Below are 22754 nucleotides of genomic sequence, written 5' to 3'. Positions count from 1 at the left end.
GCGCCGGCGACGCCCCGACACGTTCCGGAGCGTTGGCTGGAGGCTCGCTGGCCGGAGCGGCCGGTGGTCCGAACAAATCGCCTTGTATCATCTTGATCCCGGCATGATTGATCCTGAACGGGTGCATGACATTGTTCGCGGCAACGCTCAAGCCATTTTTGATCCCGATCGGGATCAGATCAGGGACAAACGATACCGTACGGGAACAAATCAAGAGCGCTCCCGAACGGGATCAGCCTGCCGCATGCCTGGCCAGCGCGTGCTCGATCAGCGCGTCGATGATCTCGCTGTAGGCGATGCCGATCGCCGCCAGCGCCTTGGCGTACATCGAGATATCGGTGAAGCCGGGCAGCGTGTTGACCTCGTTGACCAGCAGCGAACCATCGGCGCGCAGGAAGAAGTCGACGCGCGCCATGGCCTCGCAGCCGAGCGCCCGGAAAGCCTGCGCGGCCATCTCCTTCGCCCTGTCGGCGACACCGGCCGGCACATCGGCCGGCACCTTCACCAGGGCGCCGTCGGCGTCGAGATACTTCGCCTCATAGGTGTAGAAACCGTGCTTGCCGGCCGGGATGATCTCGCCGGGCAGCGAGACCGTCAGCGAACCGTCGGCCCGCTCCAGCACCGAGCATTCGATCTCGCGGCCGTCGACGAACTCTTCGATCAGCACCTTGCCGTCATAGCCGAACGCGGTTTCGACGGCCTGATCGAACCCGTCCCGGTCATTGACCTTGCTCACCCCGAAGGAAGAGCCCTGGCGCGCCGGCTTGGCGAAGAAAGGCAGGCCGAGCGTCCCGGCGACCTCCTGGAACGAGCCGACGCCGTTACGGTGCACGGTGACGGAGCGCGCCACGGCAAGCCCGGCATCGCGCATCAGCCGCTTGGCGGCATCCTTGTCCATGGCGACGGCCGAAGCCAGGATGCCGCAGCCGACATAGGCGACGTCGGCAACCTCAGCGTAACCCTGCACCGAGCCGTCCTCGCCGAACGGCCCGTGCAGCACGGGAAAGACGACATCGACCGGCGAAAGGTCCAGGCGCGTGTCGCCGTTCGGCACGGCCACGAGCCTGCCCCTGCCCCCAGGCAGCAGCGCGACCTCGGCGCCATCCTGCGACAGCGGCGCCCCCGCGCCGTCGGCGGCGATGTCGGAGGATGGTTGCAGCAGCCATCTGCCGTCCCTGGCAATGCCGATCGGCACCACCTCGTAGCGCGTCCGGTCGATCGCCTTCAGCACATTGGCGGCCGAGAGGCGCGACACGTCATGTTCGGCCGAACGCCCGCCATAGAGGATGGCAACCCTGATCCTGTCCTTCATGAAAATCCCTCAAGCTCAAATGGTGACGGCAATGCCGCGATTGGCGAAGAAACGGTCGAAATCCGCAGGCGCCAACACTGCGTTGGCCTGTGTGGCGGCGGTATGGCCGGAAGGGTTGTGGAAGCGGAAAGCTTCGTCCGAAGCCGCAGTGACCAGCACGAGATGGCCGCCCTTCGATGGCGGCTCGCGCTCGGGCCAGCGGATCGAACTGCTGACCGAAGCGATGAAGAAGCGCGACCGTTCAAGGATCGACGGAATGTCCGCCGTCGCCACGCTTGTCATCACCTGCGCCCGCAGGCCGAAGGCTTCCTCCACGAAGGTGACGAAGGGCGCGTAGATCAGCCCCTTGATCGACTGGTCGGCTTCATTGACGACATAGCCGCCATACGAGGTGCATCGCCGTGCCAGCTCGATCGTCGGCACGATCTCGCCACGCGTCGCCAGGATCATCTTCAGGCAGGCCATGCCGCAGATATTGGCGGCCCAGACCGCGTATTCGTCCAGCGTTGCCGCACCCGATCCCCGCCACAAGGGGTCGCGCCTCAGCGCCATATCAGCCCCGTCCGCGAGCACGGCCAGGGTCATATCGGGCGTTTCCCACTGGCTGAAAAACGGCACGGCTTCAGGCAACGGGCGCATACGATTCCTCACGGCGGCTTACAATCTCGTATACGAGGATACGAGAAATGGAAAGCCGATCAGAACGTGATCTTGACCGAAGCCGCGCTTCGGTTGGCCGGCCCGTGATAAACGGCCTCGATGTTGTTGCCGTCGGGATCGAGCAGGAAAGCGGCGTAATAGCCGGGGTGATACGGCCGCTCGCCCGGCGCGCCATTGTCCTTGCCGCCGGCGGCGAGCCCGGCCTCATGGAAGGCATCGACCATGGCGCGGTCCTTTGCCTGGAACGCCAGATGATGGCGGCCAGTCAGTTTTCCCAGCGCTGCCCGGCTGTCGGCACTGGAGATGAACAGCTCGTCGCACCAGAAATAATCCGCCGCCGTGCCGCCGATCGGCACATCGAGCACACGCAGCACCGCCTCGTAGAAACGCCGGCTGGCGGCCAGATCCGCGACCACCAGATGGATGTGGTCGATGAGCCGGCCGCGATGCAGTTCCTGGGTTTCCATGAAGACACCTCCTCGAAGGTGCCCAATCTAGGTTCGGCGGGGGCATCGTCAATGCGCGCGGCGATGTCAGCTGACATCCCCTGTCCGGCTTCGCCAGATATCCGGCAAGCCGCCCTGGGCGACGGCTGGCACATTTCCGGACAGCCTCAGCCGCACGAACCGCCGCCTCACTTGGTGCTGATTACCGAGGCGGGCCGGTAGGTGTCCATGGTCGCGCCATTGCGGTCTTCGTCGAACAGTGTGCTGCTTCCGAAGCTGGCGCGCAGGCCGATGACGAACTTGTTGGCCCTGGTGTCCTCGGTGGACGTTTCGAATTTCCTGCGTTCGAACTCGTAGCGCCCGAACACCGCCCACGGTGTTTCGTCGAACCGGTACATCGCCTGCACGGCGGCGCCGACCAAGTCCTCATAGGCGTCGTTATAGTCGGTCCGGTTGAAGGCGAACTCCGCATCGAGGCGAAGGTTCTGGTGGACGAAATAACGCGCCACGGCGCGCACGCCCCATTGGTCGCCGCGAAAATCGTTCACGGCGAGTTGGCCGACGCTGGCCTGGCCGTAAAGGGTCAGGTTGCCGAGGTAGAGCTGGGCTTCCGGGCCAACCGCATGATTGTACACGTTTACGCCGTCGCCGAAGCCGAAGGTCGTGTAGGCGCCGAAGATGCCGGCGGCAAAACGGTCGGGATCGCGATAGAAGCCGTGGATCGCGCCGCGCGTGGCGTCCAGCGGGTCGTAGTGGCCCCATATGCGGTCGTAGCTCACGTCGCCCTGCAGGTTCCAGCGCTGCGCGAAGGCGATATTGACGCGCGCCGCACCCCCACCGACCCGGGTCGTGTAGTCGTCGCCGACAAAGCGGACCCCGCCGAGATAGGCTTCGCCGTAACCGGATACATGCGGCGCCCCCGCCGCCTCCCCGGCCAGCGGCGGCAAGGCGTCCGCGGCGAAAGCCGATGTCGTGACGACAAGCGATGCCGCGGCGAGCGTAAAGCGATGCATTGAGAGCCCCTGAAAAATGCGTCCCGGACCCCGCGTCCGGCGAAAGATGACCGTCAGATCGGCCGCCACCACGGCCGACCCGCCCGGTGTTGCATTGTCCGCCCTCCGCGTCTTGGGCAGGACCGCATCCGAATTGTCCTGGAATGCGCCGCCGCGCTTGCAGCGCCGGTGTCGCCTTTCGGCACCAGTGCGAACTGAGGCCGGCAGCAAGGGCCGTCTCAGAATTTGTAGGCGATGCCGAACCGGATATCGTGCGTCTTCAGCTCGATCGCGTCGGGCTTGACCTCGCTTCCATCGAAGGTCGAGTGCCGTATCGAAGTGTGGCGGCCGAAATCGGCGAAGCGGTATTCGCCCCGGACCACCCAATTGTCGGTGACGGCATATTCGGCGCCGCCGCCCAGCGTATAGCCGGTGACGGTGTCCGCAGCCTCGGCATAGGCGTCTCCGCTTGGAAGATCGACGGTCGTATGCCTGTATTTCGCCAGCGCCAGGCCACCCGTCACGAAGGGCAGCCACCGGTCCATCGCGTAGCCCGCCCTCAGGCGAACGGATCCGACGGCACTCAGTTCGAGCAAGCCGCCGAAGGCCGGATCATCGACACCCAGCGCCTGATAGAGCGTCGTGTCCTTGAAGTTCGCGAAGCTGTAATCGCCTTCGACGCCGACAACCACGCCGCTGCCGAACTGCTTCATATAGCCCGCGTAAAGGCCGCCGAAGCCGCCCGACAGGCTGCCGTAATCCCAGCCATAGCCACCAAAACTGTCCGGCAGGAAAGTCTGGCCAACCCGTGCGTCACCCCATCCGTACCCGGCCTGCGTGCCGATATAGGCGCCGGACCAGTCGTATGCGGCGGCCACCGGCAAGGTTGCGCCGGCGTCGGCTGCTGAAGCCATGCCGGCAGACAGGAATATGAAGGCTGTGGCGAGAAGAGCTGTTTTCATGTGCTTGTCCGCGATCCCCGAAATGTTGGCCGCCGCGAACAGGCTCCGCGGCGATACTTCGCGGTCTCGCATTGTTCGTCGCGCCACGTCTTGGGCTGGACCGCACCGGACTTGTCCACGCGCGCGCCATCGCGCTTTCCCGCCCGGTGTGGCCTTTGCGCCAGCCGGCGGACAGCCCGGATGCGCTACCTGGCGCCGCTCGGCGTCGAGCCGAAGCGGCGACGGAAACAGCGGTTGAAGTAGGAGATGTCGGAGAAGCCGCTCAGCAGCGCGATCTCGCTGACACGCATGCGGTCGTTGCGCCTGTCGCAAAGCATGCGCAGCGCCCTTTGCAGGCGCAATTCCAGGATGCGCTCGGCAAAGCTCGCCCCGCTTTCCTGAAGGATGTCATGGACATAGCGCACCGAGAGCCGCAACTGGTGGGCGACCTGCTGGGCCGATATCGCGGGATCGGCGAAATTATCGCGCATCTTGTCGAGTATGGCCTGCAGCCTTGCCGCCCGCAGGCCGCGCAGGCCGGCAAGCTCGGCCGGCTCGCCCTTGGCGCCGGTCACCAGGCCGATCAGGTCGACGATGGTTTGCGTGGCATGGGCGACAAGGTCCGGCGAGACCAGGGCCGGCCCCGCCTCCAGGAAGTTGCAGTAGCGCCTGAGCATGCCGAGCGCCTCATTGTCGGCGGCAATGGTCAGCGCCAGCCGGTCCTCGACATGCGCGAAGGCGCTCTCCAGGATGTCGCGCGGCACCACGATGTTGGCCCAAATATTGCTGTCGCCGCCGCTCATTTCCAGCGCTTCCGAGGCCGAAACCAGCGCGGCCTCGCCCCTGCCGACGCTGTAGTCGCGGCCGGCCTGGGCACCGCTCAGCCTGGTGTCGCCATTGTTGATCAACAGCAGATAGCCGTCGCGGCCGTCATCGGCGATGTTGCGCGCCTTGCGGCTGGCATGCTGGATCGTTCCGGCCATCTGGCCGAGCACCAGCGGCCCGATCGCCGTGGCCTCGATGGCCGCCGCGAACGGCAGTTTGCGGGAAATCGCATATTCGACCGACCAGATCTCGGCGACATGGATATCCTGCCAGAGCGAGAACCGCGCGCCGTCGTCGAGATGCCCCGGCAGATCGACCGATGAGAAGACGTTCTTCTTCAAGAGTAGCCGCCCCCGCCTGCTCCAAGAAACGCACCGTATGGAACTTGCTTGCGTCTTGTCCAGAGCTGTCGACATTTATGCCTTACAGGACAATTTCATTGCCGCCGGGACCAATAATTCAGTCTAGATTCGCCGGATCGACATCGGAATTGCGAAGTACTCGGGAAAATACAGCAGGCGGGAATCAGCGCCGCCGCTTGGACCTGTCCGGACTTTGAACACTCCAGCGTTTCAAGCCCGGCCTCGCGGCCTTCGCCGATCTTACCGAAATGTATGGGCCGAGCCGGTTGTCAAACCGCTGCTCGCGAGCGATGCTTCGCCGGACCTGTCAGCCGCGGGAGTATCCTGCCATGAAGGATCGCCAGATGCGCATCGAGGTCGGAGCGGACGCGGACCATCCGCGCCTCGACCTGCCCCGCCGCCAATTCCTGCTCGCCGCCGCCGGCGCGCTGCTGGCGCGCCCGCCGGCCGCCATGGCCGACGTGCCTGTCCCCTATGATCCCGGCGCCATGCCGCCAATGGACAGCCGCGCCGCCTTCATCGACTGGATGAAGAAGAACCGCGGCGAGGATGCCGGTTTCCTCGGCCAGCGCTGGGACCGTTTCCAGGCCCTGATCGCCCACAAGGATGTCTGGGACGATCGCGACAAGCGCGCCTATCTGATGACGCCGCGCGAGGAGTTCGTCACCAAGGCCAATCTCGGCCGCGCCTATGAGTGGCACTATCTCGACATCGGCTATGGCGTCACCATCACCGGCCCGCACAGCGTCGCGCGCATGACCAATTCGCTGGAGATAAAACCCGGCGACAAGGTGCTGGAGATCGGCACCGGCTCCGGCTACCAGTCGGCCTATCTCGCCAACCTCACCGGCAAGGTGTTCTCCATCGAGATCATCAAGCCGCTGGCGGCAAGGACCCGCGCGCTCTACGACGCGCTGATCGCCAGGGGCTATTCCGAATACAAGGCCATCACCACCCGCAATGCCGACGGCTATTATGGCTGGCAGGAGGAAGCGCCGTTCGACAAGGTCATCGTCACCTGCGGCATCGACCACATCCCGCCGCCGCTGCTCCAGCAGCTGAAACCGAACGGCATGATGGTCATTCCGGTCGGCCCGCCCGGTGCCCAGCATGTGCTGAAGGTCACCAAGCACCAGGAAGCCGACGGCACGTTCCAGGTTACCCGCGCTGACATCTACAATGGCGGCACGCTGTCCTTCGTGCCGTTCACCAAGCTGGAGGGCAACACGATCAAAGGCACGCATAGCGGCCCCTGAACCGCTTGGGGCGGCGGGATTATCCCTTGAGCAGCGCCGCCAGCCGCGGAATGCCCTCGGTCACGGCGCGCCGGTCGGCCAGCGTGAACGACAGCCGCAGCGTGTTGCGCCCGGTGCCGTCGGCGTAGAAGGCATTGCCCGGCACGAAGGCGACGCGCGCCTCCTTCACCGACCGCGCCAGCAGTTCGGTGGCGTCGCTGCCTTCCGGCAGCGTCACCCAGACGAACATGCCGCCTTCCGGACGGCTCCAGGTGATGCCTGCCGGCATGTGCGCCTCGAGCGCGCCAAGCAGGCCGTCGCGGCGCTCGCGATAGGCGCCGATGAGCTTTTCCACCTGGCCGTCGAACACGGATTCGGCGACGCGGTGCATGACCATCTGGTTGATCGACGGGCTGTGCAGGTCGGAGGCCTGCTTCATCAGCACCAGCTTTTCCACCACATGGCGCGGCGCGCAGACCCAGCCGACGCGCATGCCCGGCGACAGGATTTTCGAGAACGATCCGCAATAGAGCGTGCGCGCCTTGTCGATACCGCCCGAGCGGGCGCAATCCAGCGCCAGGATCGGCGGCACGCCCTCCCCGTCATAGCGCAGCGCCCTGTAGGCAGCGTCCTCGATGACGGCGATGTCGAGTTCGCCGGCAAGGTCGAGCACCGCTTCACGCTGCTTCTCGTCCAGCGTGTTGCCGGTCGGGTTGGCGAAGTCGGGCACCAGATAGGCGAACTTGACCTTGCCGCCATTTGCGGCGGCGGCAGCATGGTAGGCCACCGGCGTCATGTTGCCGCCCTCGGGCCGCAGCCGGTCGTAGCGCGGCTCGTAGGCATTGAAGGCCTGCAGCGCGCCGAGATAGGTCGGCCACGTCACCAGCGCGGTATCGCCCGGCGACAGGAACAGTTTGCCCAGATAATCCAGCGCCTGCTGCGATCCCGAGGTGATGAAGATGTTGCCCTCGTCGCAGGCGACGCCGAGCTTGCCCATCTGGCCGGCGATCCAGCGGCGTAGCGGCAGATAGCCTTCCGAGACCTGGTACTGCAGTGCCGCACCGGCTTCGGAGCCGCCGAGCACATCGGCATAGGCATCGCGGATGGCGTCGGCTGGAAACAGCGACGGATCGGGAATGCCGCCGGCGAACGAAATGATGTCGGGCTGGTCGAGCAGCTTCAGGAGCTCGCGGATTTCGGAGGCTTTCATTCGCGAGGAGCGCGAAGCCAAGAGGTTCAAAAGGGTCAAGTCACGCCTCCCGCGACGATTTTATATAGGTCAACCTAGCTGACCTATATCCGCTCTTGCCGGCAAATTGAATAGAGCCTGAAAGATTTCGCCGATGCGCCAGCCCTGCAGAAAGCTGCGACCGAATAAAATCCGCTACTGTTATATACTGGGCCAATCACTTCCAGTCGGATAATCCCAATGACTACAGGCAGCAGACGATACCCTTCGCAGATCGATTGCGTATGGATCGCAGCCGACTCCACCGGTCAGGTGGCTGCGTTCATCACAGCTGGCGAAGGCCCCATTCCCATCGACGCCTTTCGCAGTGACCTGATGGACATCCCGGGCATCGAAGCGAAGCTCGTGGAGCTGCCGACAGTTTCAAAAGTGCACCTTCTTGGCACGGTACCGCGTCCAGATAGTTACCTGGAATTGGCCGGCCGTGGTTTCCATGTCTTCGATTGGACGTTCAAGTACAGAGTGGCTGACGCGAAGTTTGGATCATATCAGCTTGTTGCGACGCCGGAGACACCTACCAATCTTGGAGCCTTGCCGGCGGAATTGGCATCGGCCGCGGCCGCAATTCAGTTCACCGCGTCGGGCTTTGCCGAAGTGAGGCATATAGACGTGCGGCATCAGATGGCTTGCCTGGAAGCACCGGGGCCGAGATGGGTGAAAGTATACAAGGCGATCATACGGACGGTAGATCCCGACAAACCGGGAGAGCGCGTCAGCATCCTTGCCGAGAACCTCGATGAGGCGAAAAGGCAATTGGAGGAAGAGTATGGCAAGGGCAACGTGTTCAGTCTGTACAACGAGGAAGACGCCGAACGACCACGGTAACTTTCAGCACGAGGTCTAAAGTGCCTTCTTGTAACCGATATGGCTGCCGGTGAAGCCGAGGCTGTCATAAAAGCGGTGCGCGTCCGCCCGTCCCTTGTCGGTGGTGAGCTGGACCAGGACACAGCCGCGTGCCCGGCATTGCTCGATCGCCCATTCGAACATTTTCCGCCCGATCCCGCCGGAGCGCCTGCCGGCGGCAACCCGCACCGCCTCGATCTGCCCGCGCAAGGCGCCTTTGCGCGAAAGCCCGGCGAGGAAGGTGATCTGCAATGTGCCGACCACCTCGGCGCCGTCAACGGCCACGGCAAGCAACTGGTTGGGATCGGCGCTGATGGCGGCAAAGGCATCGAGATAGCCTTGCGCCAACGGCAAGGAAGCGTCCTCGCGGGAAGCGCCCAGCGGATCGTCGGCCAGCATGGCGACGATGGCGGGCAGATCAGCGGCAACAGCCTTGCGGAAGGTGATCATGGCGCCGGGATAGCGCGAGGCGCTGGCATCGGCAAGGGAGCGCTCTTCCTTCCCTTCTTGTGGGGAAGGTGGATCGGCGCTCAGCGCCGAGACGGATGAAGGGGGCTCCAGCGGAGTGAGGCGTTGGCGCCAGACTGGAGCACCCCTCATCCGACCTCGCTTCGCGAGGCCACCTTCTCCCACAAGGGGAGAAGGCAAGACGCCCGCCTCAACGCAGCCGGTCGCGTGCCTGCATCAGCGCAAATCCCAGCAGGTTGTCGCCGCGCCACAAAAGCGGATTTGCCGCTTTCTTGTCGTCGGCAGCGAGGCCAATGCCCCACACCCGGTCCATGGGGCTCGCCTCGACCAGGATCTGCTCGCCGGTCGACAGCAGATAGTCCCGCAACAGCGCATTTTGCCGGAATTTCTCAAAACTCCCCTCGCCAACGATGCGCCGCTTCTCGGCGTCCCATCTGGCCTCGTCGAAACCGCGCACTTGCCGGCCGAACTGCTTTGCCTGCTTGGGGCTTCCCGCCTGCAGAATCTGCGCCGCCGTGTCAGCATCACCGAAAAGCCGAGCCTTCTCGGCCATCATCCAATGTTCTGCTGTCGGATAGCGCCGACCAGCCACAGTGAACTGGGCAGGCCACCATTGGCTGAAGCAGGATGCGGTAATGCTGCCGTCCTTGGAGGGCTGATGCCCCCAGAAGAACAGGAACCTAAGCCGGGACTTTGCCCGGAAGGCGTCTTCGAGTGTCGAACGATCATAGATCATGGACGCGACAGAACAGAGCGGGAATACAGCTTGTCAATACCCATCCATGCTGTGCTGGCATCGGCAAGGGCGCGCTCTTCCTTCCTCCCTTGTGGGAGAAGGAAGAAGCGCTGATTACACCCCGCCCTCATAAACCCGCTGCGCCCGCGTCAGCGCCCGGTCCAGCCTCTCGCCTTCGGCATAACCATCCAGATTGACCGGCCGCTCGATGCCGGGCATCAGCCTCGGGCATGGCTCGGCCGCGCCGATCACCATGCGCACCGGGATGACGCCGGCCCACACCGGATGCGTGTAATCTTCCTCGTCGTCGCCGACGCCCTTGGCCCGCACCTTGGCCGAGGCCTCCTCGATGCGCATGCCGATCACCGTCGTGGCCTTGGCTTCCTGCGCCGAGATCGGCCGCAAGGTCTCGCTGCGACCGGGATAGAAGCGGTCGACGATGCCGGCCAGCGCCTTCAGCTTTTCCGCGGGGTCCTCGACGATGCGTGCCGTGCCGAAGCACATTGCCGAACGGTAGTCGACCGAGTGGTTGAAACCCGAGCGCGCCAGCACCAGCCCGTCGAGATGCGAGACCGTCAGGCAGGCCGGCGTGCCGCCGCGCAGCTGGCGCAGCATGCGGCTGGCGGACGAGCCGTGCCAGTAGAGGAAGTCGCCCTCGCGCCAGTGGATGGTCGGCGTGCAATAGGGCTGGCCCTCGAATGTATAGGCGACATGGCACAGCATGCCGGCATCCAGCACCGCGAACACGGCCGCGTGGTCATAGCTGCCGCGTTCGTGCACGCGCTTGACGCGGTTGCGGCTGGTGGTGGGAAAGCTGGCGGCGACGTCGTTCACGGCTTGCATCCTTGGCTGTTATGCGCCAACCCTATGCAATGACATTGGTCGAGAAAAGAACCAATCAGGGTGAGAAAAATCAGACCAATCAACCCGATTGGTCGGCACTCATCCCCGTGCTGCCGGGCGACGGCCCGCGCAGCCGCGAGCTCTACGCGGCGCTCCGCCGGCTGATCGAGACCGGCGCGCTGGCCGCCGGCGCCAAGCTGCCGACCACCCGCGACCTTGCCCGGCGCTTCGGCCTGTCACGCTCGGCGGCGGTCGCCTGTTTCGAAATGCTGATCTCGGAGGGGTTCGCTGTGGCCAGGGTCGGCGCCGGCACCTTCGTCGCGCTCGACGTGCCGTTCCTGCCGACCACATTGGCCAAGCCCCGCCCGCCCGAGATCGACATCGCCGCCGCCCTGCCCTGCGGCCTTGGCGTCGCGGTATCGGATCCGCGCACGCTCGACCTGTTCCGCATCCTCCTGTCGCGTCACCTCGCCCGCCCCGGGCCGGAGCATTTCCGCTACGGCGATCCGCGCGGCGGGCTTGCGTTGCGCGAGGCGATCGCGGCCTATCTGAGGACGGCGCGCGGCGTGCGCTGCGATGCCGGCCAGATCGTGCTGACCTCGGGCACGCAGCAGGGACTGGACCTGCTGGTGCGCGCCGCGCTTCGCCCCGGCGACGCCGTGTGGCTGGAAAATCCCTGCTATACGATGGCGCATGCCGCGCTGGCCGGCGGCGGCGCCAGCATCGCCGCCGTGCCGGTCGACGCCGAGGGGCTCGATCCCCTTGTCGGCGAGCGCCTGTGCCCGCATGCGCGCGCCGCCTATGTCACGCCCTCGCACCAGTATCCCTCGGGCGTCACCATGACGATGCGCCGCCGCCTTGCCCTGCTCGACTGGGCGCGGCGCAACGATGCCTGGATCATCGAGGACGATTACGACAGCGAGTTCCGTTACGCCGGCCCGCCGCTGACATCGCTGCAAGGCATGGATGGCGCGAACCGCGTCGCCTATCTCGGCACCTTTTCCAAAGTGCTCTTTCCCGGCCTGCGCATCGGCTATGCCGTGGTGCCTGAACCGCTGCTCGATGCCGTCATGGCGGTCCGGGCGCGCGCCGACCGCTACCCCTCGACGCTGGCCGAGGGCGCCTTGACCGACCTCCTCACCGAAGGCCACTTCGCCGCGCATCTCAGGCGCGTGCGCCGCCGCGTGCAAGCCGCGCGCGACGCGCTCATCGCCGGCCTGCGCGCCAATTGCGGCGACGCCCTCGACGCCACCGTGCCCGAGCAAGGTCTGCATCTCGTGGCGACGCTGAAGAGCGGCGGCGTGGACACGGAAATCGTGGAAGCGGCGAAGGCCGTCGGCGTCGGCGCCCGCTCGCTGTCGGGCATGTACATAGCCGGACCGCCGAAGCACGGGCTGGTGCTGGGCTTCTCAGGATTCTCGGATGAGGAGTTGTGGGCGGCGACCGTGCGGCTGGGCCGGGTGATGCGATAGACTGCAGGCGGCATGGAATAGAAATCAGTTCCGCAGCGATCCGTCGCACCCCTCTCTGGCCTGCCGGCCATCTCCCCCGCAAGGGGGGAGATTGGCAGCGTTGATGTTCCGCCGACCTTCCGACGTTGGAAATTGGCGAAAGACGATGCTGCATCCGATCTCCCCCCTTGCGGGGGAGATGTCCGGCAGGACAGAGGGGGGTGCTGTCCCGCCAACATCGAATGCGGAGACTGCCCCCTCAATCCCCATCGGCCGCCGGCTTCGCCTTGCCGCATTGCGCCAGAACCTTGCCGATCGCCCCGCTCGAGCCCTTCAGCGGAAAACTGTTGGCGCCGTATTTGGCCGAGCCGACCGTCACATCGCCCTTGCCGCGCAGAAGGTCGAGCAGCGGGTCGTCCTTCTCCAGATCGGCCACGAGATAATTGTACATTTCTTCGAGCTGGAGCGTCTTCGTCACCGTCTTGCCGTCGGCCTTGAAGTCGAAGTCGCTGACACCGGGCTGCAGCTCCGGACCGCTTTCGCCGAGATCATAGCTCAGCACCGGCTTGTCGAAGCAGGTCAGCATCAGATGCGCATCGCCCTTCGCTCCGCCGCAGACGGAAGCCGTCAGCACGCTGCCGCCCTCGTCCTCCTCCATCTTGGCGCTCCAGCTGCCGCATGAAGCGGCATGCGCCGATTGCACGCCGAGCATGATCGCCAGGACACCAGCGGCAAAGAAATATCTTCCCATGACTTCCCCCCGAAATTTGCAGCACCGGCCGCCAGCATATAGGAAAAGCCGTTCAATGGCATTGCCTGTGCGGCAGGGCCGCGCTTTGGAGAGAGCGGTGTTGAGTATCGGTCTTCGTCTTTGTGTCTCGGCAGCCGCACTGCTGGTCTCGCCGCTCGCCGCCCATGCGCAGTGGAAGCCGGTCGAGAAGGTCGAGACCTACGCCATCTCAGGCCAGTCCGGACCGGAACTCTATCGCTCGATCGGTGAGAATGGACCGAATGTCGGCGTCGCGCGCGCCATCGCCCACACCAATTTCAAGCTGACCTGGACCAGGGACTATCAGGCCCGCGCCGGAGCGTGTGTGCTGGTCTCGGCCAGGCCGAAGCTCATCATCACCTACACCTTGCCAAGCCCGTCCGCGCCGCTGCCTCCGGCGATCCAGAAGAACTGGGAGGTTTTCCTCGCCGGCGTCAGCGCCCATGAGAAGGTGCATGGCGCCACCATCGTCGACATGGTGCGCAAGATCGAGGCGGCGACCGTCGGTCTCACCGTGGCCGACGACCCGAAATGCAGCAAGATCCGCACCGAGATGACCAAACGCCTGTCCGAACTCTCGCAGGCGCAACGCCAGGCAAGCCGCGACTTCGACCGCGTCGAACTCGGCAAGGGCGGCAATTTGCAGAAGCTTATCCTTGCCCTGGTAAACGGCGGCTGAGGGCTCGCTGAGGCACTGAGCGTCGCATTCCTTCGCGCCCCCCTCTGTCCTGCCGGACATCTCCCCCACGAGGGGGGAGATTGGCTGTCATCGACCATTTCGCCAATTGTTGATGTCGCAGGAGCGAGTGGGGCGCCCAAGCTGCCCGATCTCCCCCCATGTGGGGGAGATGTCCGGCAGGACAGAGGGGGGCGCCGTAGAGCGCTATCGCTGCCGCGCAGCCACCCGGCGGCAAGAGCGTCAGCGCGTCAAATCGAGCGCCGCGCTCAGATCCCCCATCGGCGGCTCGCCATTGGCGGCCAGCGCCTTGTCGCGGGCGACGATGCCGGCAAGCACCGGCAGGTCGTAGCGGGCGGTGATGAAGCGCAGGATCGAGGTCGTGTCGTATTGCGTGTGGTCGACCGTGCCCATCTTCGCATAGGGTGAGATGATGAAGGCCGGGATGCGGTTGCCCGGCCCCCAGCGGTCGGCCCTGGGCGGCGCTACGTGATCCCAGAAACCGCCATTCTCGTCATAGGTGACGACGACCAGCATGTGGCCCCATTGCGGGCTCTTCTCCAGATGCGAAACGAGGTCGGCCAAATGCTGGTCGCCCGACGTCACGTCGGCATAGCCCGAGTGCTCGTTGAGGTTGCCCTGCGGCTTGTAGAAGGCGACCTGCGGCAGCTTGCCGTCGTCGATCGCCTTGATGAACTCGGCCCCGTCGAGGCCGCCATCCCTAAGGTGCTCGGCCCGCGCGGCGGTGCCGGGCGCATAGGCGGCGAAGTAGTTGAACGGCTGGTGGTGGAACTGGAAGTTCGGCACCGGCGTCGCGTTCTTGCCGTCCAGCGTCGCCTGCCAGGCGCCGCCATACCAGGCCCAGCTAACCCCTCTCAGCGACAGCAGGTCGCCGATGGTGACATCGTGCTGCGGCGGCAGCGTTGTCGGCGCGGCCGGATCGGCCAGCGCCTTGTCGCCGTCCGCGGCCGGCTTGTTGGCGCTTGGCTGGTAAGGCGGCTGCATGGTGTTGACGGCGTAGAAATCGGGCGTGATGGCGCCGTCATTGACGAATTTCGGCACGCCGCCCAGCGCCGAGGCCGGCGAATTGTCCGCGACCTTCAAGCTCGTGCCATCGGCCTCGACCGCCGCGATCTGGCCCTTGATCGGGCTGGTGTCTGCATGCGGATAGAAAGGCGTGCAGGCGCAGGCGAGCTGAAAATGGTTCAGGAAGGAACCGCCGAAGGCGCCCTGGAAGAAATTGTCGGCCAGCACGTATTTCTTCGCCACCGCCCACATCGGCAGGCCGGAGCCGTCATAATGGCCCATCACCAGCCCGCCGGAATCGGCCCAGGCGACGAACTTGTCGTTCTTGCCGCCATCGATCTGCATCTGCTCCTGGTAGAAGCGGTGCCACAGATCATGGGTAATGACGTTGGTGCCTTCGTTGAACCCCTTGGGATCGTCTATGGCAAAGGCTGCGTTGGCCAGATGCGCGGTCTGCGCCTCTGTCACCACCGGGGTGACGCCCTTTCCGGTCAGCCCACCCCAGGCCGGCGGCAATTCGGTCAGCGGCTTGCCGTCGCGGTCGAGCTGGCGCGCCTGATCGGCCGAGACATTGGCCAGCCCGTTGGCGCCGGGGAAGCCGCCATAGAGATTATCGAAGCTGCGGTTCTCGGCGTAGATGACGACGACGGTGTCGATCTTGTCGAAGCCGGCAGGCGCGGCGTGAGCGGTGCCGGCCAACGACGCCAGCGCCGTCGAGGCGAGGCAAAGCGAGAGAAAGGACCTGGTCATGGGAAGACGCCTCGTGGCTGGAGGATGGCTGGAGGGCTATGGCGCTGCGAACAATACAGCGCAGCTAACGTCGATGCCTTGTCACCTTTGTGACACCTGCAGTCCGATCGAACACGGTTTCGTGAACGCCCGGGCCGGTCATCAATCCGTTGCACTGCATTCCTATTTGCGGAGCAAAGCGGAACATGTTCCATGACAGCCAGACGATGGAAAAACCCGGTGATCGCGATCGCCGCGATCTCGATAGCCGGCTTTGCCGCGCCGGCGAATACGGCGGGAGCGGACGGGGTCAATCCAGGCCCGCTGTCGCGCGCGCAAGCCTTCGCGCGCGCCGAGGCACTGACCGCGCTCGGGCGGAAAATGTTCTTCGATCCGGCGCTGTCGGCCTCCGGTAAGCAGGCCTGCTCGTCCTGCCATGATCCGCACCACGCCTTCGGCCCGGCCTCGGCGTCTCCGGTCGAAATGGGCGGGCCGAACCTGGATCAGCCGGGCGTGCGCGCCGTGCCGTCGCTGCGCTATCTTCAGGCAGCACCCGCCTTCACCGAGCACTTCTACGATTCCGAGGATGAAGGCGACGAGAGCGTCGACAACGGCCCGACCGGCGGCCTGACCTGGGACGGCCGGGCCGACCATGGCAAGGACCAGGCCAAGATCCCCCTGCTCTCGCCCTTCGAGATGGCCAACAAGGATGCCGCCGCCGTTACCGCCGGCCTGCGGCGCTCGGCCTATGCCGACGACTTCAAGGCCACCTTCGGCGACGATGTCTTCGATCATCCCGACGATGCGCTGGATGCCGCCGCCGAGGCGCTCGGCACGTTCGAGCAAAGCGCGGCAGACTTCTACCCCTATTCGAGCCGCTACGATACATACCTGGCCGGCAAGGCAACCCTCACCGCTCAGGAACTGCATGGCCGCGCGCTGTTCGAAGACGAGACGAAAGGCAATTGTGCCAGCTGCCATCTCAGCGAACCCGCCAATGACGGCGAGCCGCCGCAATTCACCGATTTCGGCCTGATCGCCATCGCCGTGCCGCGCAATGCGGCGATTCCCGCCAATGCCGATCCGGCCTATTTCGACCTCGGCCTGTGCGGCCCGCTGCGCACCGACTTCAAGGGCCGCACCAAATATTGCGGCCTGTTCAAGACCCCGACGCTACGCAACGTGGCGCTGCGCAAGAGCTTCTTCCACAATGGCGAGTTCCACACGCTGCGCGATGCGGTGGCCTTCTACGCCAGCCGCGACACCGACCCGGGTCGCTGGTATCCGAAAAACGCCGACGGCACGATCGACAAATTCGACGACCTGCCAAAGGCTTACTGGGCAAACCTGAATCAGGATCCGCCTTTCGATGGCAAGAAGCCCGGCGGCAAGGCGGCGCTGAACGATGCCGAGATCGACGACATCGTGGCTTTCCTGCAAACGTTGACGGATGCTGACCAGCGGTGACGCTCTTCCCTTCTCCCCTTGTGGGAGAAGGTGGATCGGCGCTTTGGCGCCGAGACGGTTGAGGGGTGTTCCAGCGGAGTGAGGCGTTGGTGTTCCCTGGAACACCCCTCATCCGACCTCGCTTCGCGAGGCCACCTTCTCCCACAAGGGGAGAAGGGAAGCCGCGCCGTGTCACAGCGCCCGAATGACACCCCCATCCACGCGGATATTCTGCCCCGTAATATACCCCGCCCCGTCAGAAGCCAGGAACGCGATCGTCGCCGCGATCTCCTCCGACGTGCCGTAACGCTGCATCGGCACGTTGTCGCGGCGCTCTTCGGTTGCGGGCAAGCTGTCGATCCAGCCGGGCAGCACGTTGTTCATGCGCACATTGTCGGCCGCGTAGGTGTTTGAAAAAACCTTGGTGTAGGCGGCAAGGCCGGCGCGGAACACGGCCGAGGTCGGGAACATCGCGTTCGGCTCGGCCACCCAGGCCGTCGAGATGTTGATGATGGCGCCGCCCTTCTGCTTGACCATCTGCGGCGCCACGATGCGCACCGGCCGGATGACATTCATCAGATAGACGTCCATGCCGGTGTGCCACTGCTCGTCCGTGATCTCCAGGATCGGCGCGCGCGGCCCGTGGCCGCCGCTGTTGACCAGCACGTCGATGCGTCCCCACTTTTCGAGCGTCGCATCGGCGAGCCGCTGCAAATCGTCATTCGATTGATTGGAGCCGGTGACGCCGATGCCGCCAAGCTCCTTGGCCAGCGCCTCGCCCTTGCCGGAGGAAGACAGGATGGCGACCTTGAACCCGTCCGCCGCCAGCCGCTTGGCCGCCGCCGCCCCCATGCCGCTGCCTCCGGCCACGATCACGGCTGTCTTTTCTGAACTCATCGGGTTTTCCTCATTGGCTGGCGGGAGTTTTCAGCGGGTCATATAGCCGGTTTCGCCGGCCAGTTCGAACCAGAAAGACTGAATCGACCTGCAGAAAACTTGGTCGGGCCGCGCTACCCCTCATTGCCCTGCCGGATATCTTCTCCGCTACTGGGCTGGCAGGGCCTGCAATCTGATTGAGCTTCCAAGTGACAGCGCCGCTGGCACCTGCTATGTTCGACAAAGTGCCAAATTTGGCTAACAGCAGGAGGATCGCGATATGACGAAGACGCCAAGGGTGCGGTCGTCACCGACGGATCCGCAACAGCGCCTGGCTGCAAAAAAGAAGCGCCTGCGGAGCCGGATCAGCAAGGACGCCGACAGGAATGTGCCGGGCGAGCAGACGTTTGTCGTTCGGCAGACGCTTCGCGCCGCCATTCGCAAGGGCCTGATCGGTTCCAAGGACGAGCGGATCACAGCTCGTCTGAGCCATGCTCTCATTGAACAGGCCAAGCGCCAGACCGGCATCAAGGGTGACACGGAGTTGCTTGAGTTCGCGCTCGCGAATGTTGCGCTCGAGGACAATTTCCCCGCGACCATGAACAAGCTTGAGGGAACCATCGATCCAGACATCAAGCTTGGCTTCTGATTGGGGTTCGAGTGTCGGAATTCGATGTCGAAGCGGCCCTTCGCTTCCTCCGGGGCCTCCCGGCCAAAACACGTGCTCGCCGGCCAGATGATCAGTTGCCCTTCGTGAACGAGGGCGAGGTCGGCGGGCAAAGCCTGTTGCTCGACACCTGTGTTTACATCGACAGGCTGCAAGGCAAAGCGCCTGCGTTGGTCAGGCAGATCATGGACGGCCGGCACAACAACCATTCAGCCATCTGCATCCAGGAGTTGGCCCATACGCTTGGCGTCCTGCATCCGGATGATCCTCGCACCGCGGGGGCGCATAAGGCTGTGAGCGAGGTAATCCGGTCCATGCCCGGACACCGGATCCTGACGCCCGATGCCGACGTCCTCGGCCGCGCTGCTGTTCTCAATGGCGTGCTCTGCCGCCTGCAGGGTTACCAGGATGACCAGAAGCTGCGCTGCCTGCATGACTGCACCTTGTACCTGCAGGCATTGAAATCGGGGCTTGTCCTTTTGACCCGGAACATTGCCGACTACGACTTCTGCCAACAACTCGTTCCTGGTGGCAAAGTCCTTTTCTACAGGTAGCGCCCCTGATCACGACCCTCTGAGAGGGTAACGCAAACGTCCGGCAATCGAAGCCGACGCGATTGGCACGCGCCCTACCCCTCCACCACATCCAGCACGCTCAGCAGCGTGCCTTCCATGTCGGGCTCGTCGCCGGAACAGACACACAGCATCTCGGCCTCGCCTTCGCCCACCGAGAGATAGGCGTGGCCCATGGTGGAATCGATGTAGACGCTCTCGCCCGCCTTCAGCCGCACCGGCGCGTACTGGTCGGTGTGCAGCTCGATCTCGCCCTTGAGCACGATCAGGAATTCCTCGCCGGCGTGCCTGGTCAGCGGGCCGAATTCCTCCGGCGTGCGGGCGCGCGCATAGGCGTGGATCGGCACCATGCGCTTGCGCACGAGATCGGTGGCGAGATAGCGGTAGTCGTAGTTGCGGGTCAGCTGGCGCAGCGTGTTGGCTGGCGACGTCACGGAACGGCGCGTGCGCGCCGCCGGCTGCTTGCGGTCGCCGCTGAGCAATTCCGTCACATGGATGCCGAGCCCTTCGCAGATCTGCAGCAGCTTGTCGTAGCTCAGCGACATCTGGTCGTTCTCGACCTTGGACAGCGTCGACACCGCGACACCGGTGAGCGCGCTGACCTCCTGCAAGGTCCAGCCATGCGTCTTTCTCAAAGACCGAAGGCAATCACCGAGGTTCGGTTGCTCCGACATTGTCAGCTCCATGCGCGGCGATCAGCCCGCTTTCGGTCCTAGGTAGTCGAACTCCCCGCCCCCATCAACAACATCAATAATTTTCTTATACGCTAAATATTGACTGGATACGAAATTATTTTTACGACTGGCGGATGCAGTCGAAATCCTCCCCAAAAATCGTCGTCATCGGCGGCGGCATCGCCGGCCTTTCCCTGGCGGCCGCCATGCGCGACTGGGCCGAAATCACCGTCCTCGAACGCGAGCCGCATCTGGGCTACCACGCCAGCGGCCGCTCCGCCGCTCTCTTCACCGAAACCTATGGCAACCGGCTGGTGCGCGCGCTCACGCTGGCCAGCCGGCGGCAAATCGTCGATGGCGGTTTCGTCGCCCATCGGCGCGGCGCGCTGCATGTCGGCTGGAACGGCGACGACGCAGCGATCGACCGGCTGGCCGGCGACTTGCAGGCGCTGGTGCCCAGCGTGCGCCGCCTGTCGGCGGCCGAGCTGCACGCGCTGGTTCCCGTCATTGCCGCTGAAGCAACCTGCGGCGGCGTCTATGAGCCGGACGCGGTCGATGTCGACACCGGCAAGATGCTGGCGGACTGCGCCTCGGCGCTGAAGGCCGGCGGCGGCTTGATCCGCACCGGGGAGGAAGTCCGCGCCATATCGCGCAACGGCGGCGCCTTTCGGGTCGAGACGAACGCTGGCGTCCACAGCGCCGACATCGTCGTCAATGCGGCCGGTGCCTGGGTCGATACCGTCGCCAGCCTGGCGGGCCTCTCCGGCCTCGGCTTCCAGCCCAAGCGCCGCACCGCTTTCCTGTTCGATCCACCCGCCGGCGCCGACATATCAGGCTGGCCGCTGGTGGTCGACCTGCACGAACAATTCTACTTCAAGCCCGATGCCGGCAGGCTGATTGGCTCGCTCGCCGACGAGACCGACACCGAACCGTGCGACGCGTACCCCGAAGACATCGACGTCGCGATCGCCGTCGACCGCATCGAGCAGGCAACGTCGATGCGCATCGGCCGTCCCTCGACGCCGTGGGCGGGCCTGCGCACCTTCGCGCCCGACCGCACGCCTGTCATCGGCTTCGACCCGCGCCTGCCCGGTTTCTTCTGGCTCGGCGGCCAGGGCGGCTACGGGTTTCAGGTGTCGCTGGCGCTGGCCAGGCTGGGCGCGGCGCTGATGCGCGGCGCGCCGCTGCCCGACGATGTCACCGCGCTCGGCGTCACCGCCGCGGCGCTGGCGCCCGATCGCTTTCTTGTCCCGGCGGCGACGCCATGACGTTCGTTTCCCTCTCTCAACCCCGATAGTGTCATCAGGAGCGTCTGCGATGAAATCCACCATTCTGCGCGCAGTGTTTGCCTCGACCCTTCTGGCCTCGTCCGCCCTTGCCGGCGGAGAGGGCCTTGCCAAGACGCTGGTCTATTGCTCGGAAGCCAATCCCGAGACCTTCAATCCGGCGATCGGCATTGCCGATTCCACCATGGACGCCGCAGCCAAGACGATCTTCAACCGGCTGGTCGAGTTCAAGCCCGGCACGACCGAGGTCGGGCCGGCGCTGGCCGAGAGCTGGGATGTCTCGCCGGACGGCAAGACCTACACGTTCCATCTGCGCCACGGCGTCAAGTTCCAGTCGAACGAGCATTTCACGCCGACGCGCGACTTCGACGCCGACGACGTGCTCTACACCTTCAACCGCCAGCGCGACGCCAACAATCCCTACCACAAGCTCGGCGGCGGGAATTACGAGTACTTCAACGCGCTGGGCATGGGCACGCTGATCGACAAGATCGAGAAGGTCGATGACAACACGGTGCGCTTCACGCTGACCTCGGCCAACGTCACCTTCCTCGCCGGGCTGGCGCTGGACTATCTCTCCATCCTGTCGCTGGAGCAGACCGAAAAGATGGTCGCCGCCGGCACGCCGGAACTGATCGACAGCGCCCCGGTCGGCACCGGCCCGTTCGTGCTCCAGGCCTATGTGCCCGACAGCCAGGTCCGCTACGCCGCCAACCCCGACTATTGGCGCGGCGCGCCGAAGATCGACACGCTGGTCTTCGCCATCACGCCCGAGCCGACCACCCGCGTCGAGCGCATCAAGGCGAACGAATGCCAGGTCGCCGCGCCACCGCCGCCAAGCGCTGTCGCCGAACTGCGCTCCGACCCCGACATCAACGTGCTCGACCTGAAAGGCCAGAACATCGGCATCCTCGGCTTCAATGTCGAGCACCAGCCGCTGGGTGACAAGCGCGTGCGCATGGCGCTGGCCAAGGCCATCGACCGCAAGGCGATCGTGGAAGCCGTCTATGCCGGCGCCGGCACAGTGGCCGGCAGCGTGGTGCCGCCGGCCCAGCTCGGCGCGGTTACCGACGCCGGCATCGACTACGATCCCGATGGCGCGAAGAAGCTGCTGAAGGAGGCCGGCCACGAAACCGGCCTGAAGGTCAGCCTGTGGGCGATGCCGGTGTCGCGCCCCTACAATCCCAACGCCAAGCGCATGGCCGAGATGATCCAGGCAGACTGGGCAAAGGTCGGCGTTCAGGCCGAGATCGTCTCCTTCGAATGGGGCGAATATCTCAAGCGCACCGCGGCCGGCGAACAGGACACGTTCCTGCTCGGCGGCAGCAGCGACAATGGCGATCCCGACAACATGCTGAGCTATCTCCTGTCCTGCGACGGCGTGAAGGGCGGCTCCAACCGCTCGCGCTGGTGCGACAAGGATTTCGAGAAGCTGCTCGACGAAGGCCGCGTCGCCGCCGACCCGAAAGAACGCGCCGCGATCTACGGCAAGGCGCAGGCGATCCTGAAGGAGGAAGTGCCGGTGGCCCCGATCGCCCATTCGGTGGTGGCGATCCCCGTGCGCAAGAGCGTGCTCAACTACGTGCTGGACCCGTTCGGCCGGCAGAACTTCGCCGCCGTCGACATGGCGGAGTGAGGGGCGCTGCTCCCCTTCTCCCCTTGTGGGAGAA

The 22754-nt window shown here is 64.9% G+C and carries 23 protein-coding genes; 9 read left to right on the top strand and 14 right to left on the bottom strand.

Annotation, left to right across the window (positions count from 1 at the left end):
* Positions 1-232: 232 nt before the first annotated feature.
* The 6 genes from FFS37_RS26600 to FFS37_RS26575 all read right to left on the bottom strand — a co-directional run bounded on the left by FFS37_RS26600 (position 233) and on the right by FFS37_RS26575 (position 5517).
* A complete protein-coding gene (locus FFS37_RS26600; protein WP_137933936.1) occupies positions 233-1312 on the bottom strand; it encodes a D-alanine--D-alanine ligase family protein in 1080 nt (359 codons plus the stop codon).
* A gap of 15 nt (positions 1313-1327) precedes the next feature.
* The gene (locus tag FFS37_RS26595) at positions 1328-1951 is read right to left on the bottom strand and encodes a C39 family peptidase (RefSeq protein ID WP_137933935.1); all 624 of its coding nucleotides are present in this window, start codon (positions 1949-1951) and stop codon (positions 1328-1330) included.
* A gap of 59 nt (positions 1952-2010) precedes the next feature.
* Complete coding sequence (locus FFS37_RS26590) at positions 2011-2439, bottom strand: VOC family protein (RefSeq protein ID WP_137933934.1); 429 nt, start codon at positions 2437-2439, stop codon at positions 2011-2013.
* A 167-nt stretch (positions 2440-2606) separates the two neighbouring features.
* Positions 2607-3431: a hypothetical protein gene (locus FFS37_RS26585; RefSeq protein WP_137933933.1), complete on the bottom strand. Its 825-nt coding sequence runs from the start codon at positions 3429-3431 to the stop codon at positions 2607-2609.
* A gap of 218 nt (positions 3432-3649) precedes the next feature.
* Complete coding sequence (locus FFS37_RS26580) at positions 3650-4372, bottom strand: outer membrane protein (RefSeq protein WP_137933932.1); 723 nt, start codon at positions 4370-4372, stop codon at positions 3650-3652.
* 185 nt (positions 4373-4557) lie between these two features.
* A complete protein-coding gene (locus tag FFS37_RS26575) occupies positions 4558-5517 on the bottom strand; it encodes an AraC family transcriptional regulator (protein WP_137933931.1) in 960 nt (319 codons plus the stop codon).
* Between the two features lie 350 nt (positions 5518-5867).
* Between FFS37_RS26575 and FFS37_RS26570 the strand changes: the two genes are divergently transcribed.
* Positions 5868-6794 (top strand): protein-L-isoaspartate O-methyltransferase family protein, encoded by a 927-nt coding sequence (locus FFS37_RS26570; RefSeq protein WP_232375777.1) that lies wholly within the window; start codon positions 5868-5870, stop codon positions 6792-6794.
* A 19-nt stretch (positions 6795-6813) separates the two neighbouring features.
* Here FFS37_RS26570 and FFS37_RS26565 read toward each other — a convergent pair whose 3' ends face one another.
* On the bottom strand, positions 6814-7983 hold the full coding sequence (locus FFS37_RS26565; protein ID WP_171026436.1) for an aminotransferase-like domain-containing protein: 1170 nt from the start codon (positions 7981-7983) through the stop codon (positions 6814-6816).
* 219 nt (positions 7984-8202) lie between these two features.
* On the opposite strand from FFS37_RS26565, the gene FFS37_RS26560 reads away from it, so the two are divergent.
* Positions 8203-8847 (top strand): hypothetical protein, encoded by a 645-nt coding sequence (locus tag FFS37_RS26560; protein WP_137933929.1) that lies wholly within the window; start codon positions 8203-8205, stop codon positions 8845-8847.
* A gap of 15 nt (positions 8848-8862) precedes the next feature.
* On the opposite strand, the gene FFS37_RS26555 is transcribed toward FFS37_RS26560, so the two are convergent.
* From FFS37_RS26555 to FFS37_RS26545, 3 genes are all read right to left on the bottom strand, one after another.
* Positions 8863-9315 carry a GNAT family N-acetyltransferase gene (locus FFS37_RS26555; protein WP_137933979.1) on the bottom strand — a complete coding sequence of 151 codons (453 nt, stop codon included), beginning with the start codon at positions 9313-9315 and terminating at the stop codon, positions 8863-8865.
* Positions 9316-9523: 208 nt separating this feature from the next.
* Positions 9524-10069, bottom strand: coding sequence for an NADAR family protein (locus FFS37_RS26550; protein ID WP_137933928.1), 546 nt, complete (start codon positions 10067-10069; stop codon positions 9524-9526).
* A 114-nt stretch (positions 10070-10183) separates the two neighbouring features.
* The gene (locus FFS37_RS26545) at positions 10184-10912 is read right to left on the bottom strand and encodes a pyridoxamine 5'-phosphate oxidase family protein (protein ID WP_171026432.1); all 729 of its coding nucleotides are present in this window, start codon (positions 10910-10912) and stop codon (positions 10184-10186) included.
* 29 nt (positions 10913-10941) lie between these two features.
* Between FFS37_RS26545 and pdxR the strand changes: the two genes are divergently transcribed.
* Complete coding sequence (gene pdxR, locus FFS37_RS26540; RefSeq protein WP_137933978.1) at positions 10942-12384, top strand: MocR-like pyridoxine biosynthesis transcription factor PdxR; 1443 nt, start codon at positions 10942-10944, stop codon at positions 12382-12384.
* 238 nt (positions 12385-12622) lie between these two features.
* Here the strand turns inward: pdxR and FFS37_RS26530 are convergent, their stop codons facing one another.
* Positions 12623-13114: a hypothetical protein gene (locus FFS37_RS26530; RefSeq protein ID WP_232375776.1), complete on the bottom strand. Its 492-nt coding sequence runs from the start codon at positions 13112-13114 to the stop codon at positions 12623-12625.
* A 55-nt stretch (positions 13115-13169) separates the two neighbouring features.
* On the opposite strand from FFS37_RS26530, the gene FFS37_RS26525 reads away from it, so the two are divergent.
* Complete coding sequence (locus FFS37_RS26525) at positions 13170-13811, top strand: DUF922 domain-containing Zn-dependent protease (RefSeq protein ID WP_137933926.1); 642 nt, start codon at positions 13170-13172, stop codon at positions 13809-13811.
* A gap of 240 nt (positions 13812-14051) precedes the next feature.
* Here the strand turns inward: FFS37_RS26525 and FFS37_RS26520 are convergent, their stop codons facing one another.
* Positions 14052-15584 (bottom strand): acid phosphatase, encoded by a 1533-nt coding sequence (locus tag FFS37_RS26520; RefSeq protein WP_137933925.1) that lies wholly within the window; start codon positions 15582-15584, stop codon positions 14052-14054.
* Positions 15585-15776: 192 nt separating this feature from the next.
* On the opposite strand from FFS37_RS26520, the gene FFS37_RS26515 reads away from it, so the two are divergent.
* Positions 15777-17030: a cytochrome-c peroxidase gene (locus tag FFS37_RS26515; RefSeq protein WP_137933924.1), complete on the top strand. Its 1254-nt coding sequence runs from the start codon at positions 15777-15779 to the stop codon at positions 17028-17030.
* 171 nt (positions 17031-17201) lie between these two features.
* On the opposite strand, the gene FFS37_RS26510 is transcribed toward FFS37_RS26515, so the two are convergent.
* On the bottom strand, positions 17202-17906 hold the full coding sequence (locus FFS37_RS26510; protein WP_137933923.1) for an SDR family oxidoreductase: 705 nt from the start codon (positions 17904-17906) through the stop codon (positions 17202-17204).
* A 259-nt stretch (positions 17907-18165) separates the two neighbouring features.
* On the opposite strand from FFS37_RS26510, the gene FFS37_RS26505 reads away from it, so the two are divergent.
* Positions 18166-18534: a hypothetical protein gene (locus FFS37_RS26505; RefSeq protein WP_232375775.1), complete on the top strand. Its 369-nt coding sequence runs from the start codon at positions 18166-18168 to the stop codon at positions 18532-18534.
* Positions 18535-18545: 11 nt separating this feature from the next.
* Entirely contained in the window at positions 18546-19106 is a 561-nt protein-coding gene (locus FFS37_RS26500; RefSeq protein WP_137933922.1) for a type II toxin-antitoxin system VapC family toxin, read from the top strand.
* A gap of 74 nt (positions 19107-19180) precedes the next feature.
* On the opposite strand, the gene FFS37_RS26495 is transcribed toward FFS37_RS26500, so the two are convergent.
* Positions 19181-19798 (bottom strand): helix-turn-helix domain-containing protein, encoded by a 618-nt coding sequence (locus FFS37_RS26495; protein ID WP_137933921.1) that lies wholly within the window; start codon positions 19796-19798, stop codon positions 19181-19183.
* Positions 19799-19932: 134 nt separating this feature from the next.
* On the opposite strand from FFS37_RS26495, the gene FFS37_RS26490 reads away from it, so the two are divergent.
* On the top strand, positions 19933-21066 hold the full coding sequence (locus FFS37_RS26490) for an NAD(P)/FAD-dependent oxidoreductase (RefSeq protein WP_137933920.1): 1134 nt from the start codon (positions 19933-19935) through the stop codon (positions 21064-21066).
* 49 nt (positions 21067-21115) lie between these two features.
* Positions 21116-22720: an ABC transporter substrate-binding protein gene (locus tag FFS37_RS26485; RefSeq protein WP_137933919.1), complete on the top strand. Its 1605-nt coding sequence runs from the start codon at positions 21116-21118 to the stop codon at positions 22718-22720.
* Positions 22721-22754 lie beyond the last annotated feature (34 nt).

The organism is Mesorhizobium comanense (assembly GCF_005503535.1).
In the GTDB taxonomy this organism is placed as follows: domain Bacteria; phylum Pseudomonadota; class Alphaproteobacteria; order Rhizobiales; family Rhizobiaceae; genus Mesorhizobium; species Mesorhizobium comanense.
This window is presented reverse-complemented; position numbering and strand designations above follow the sequence as displayed.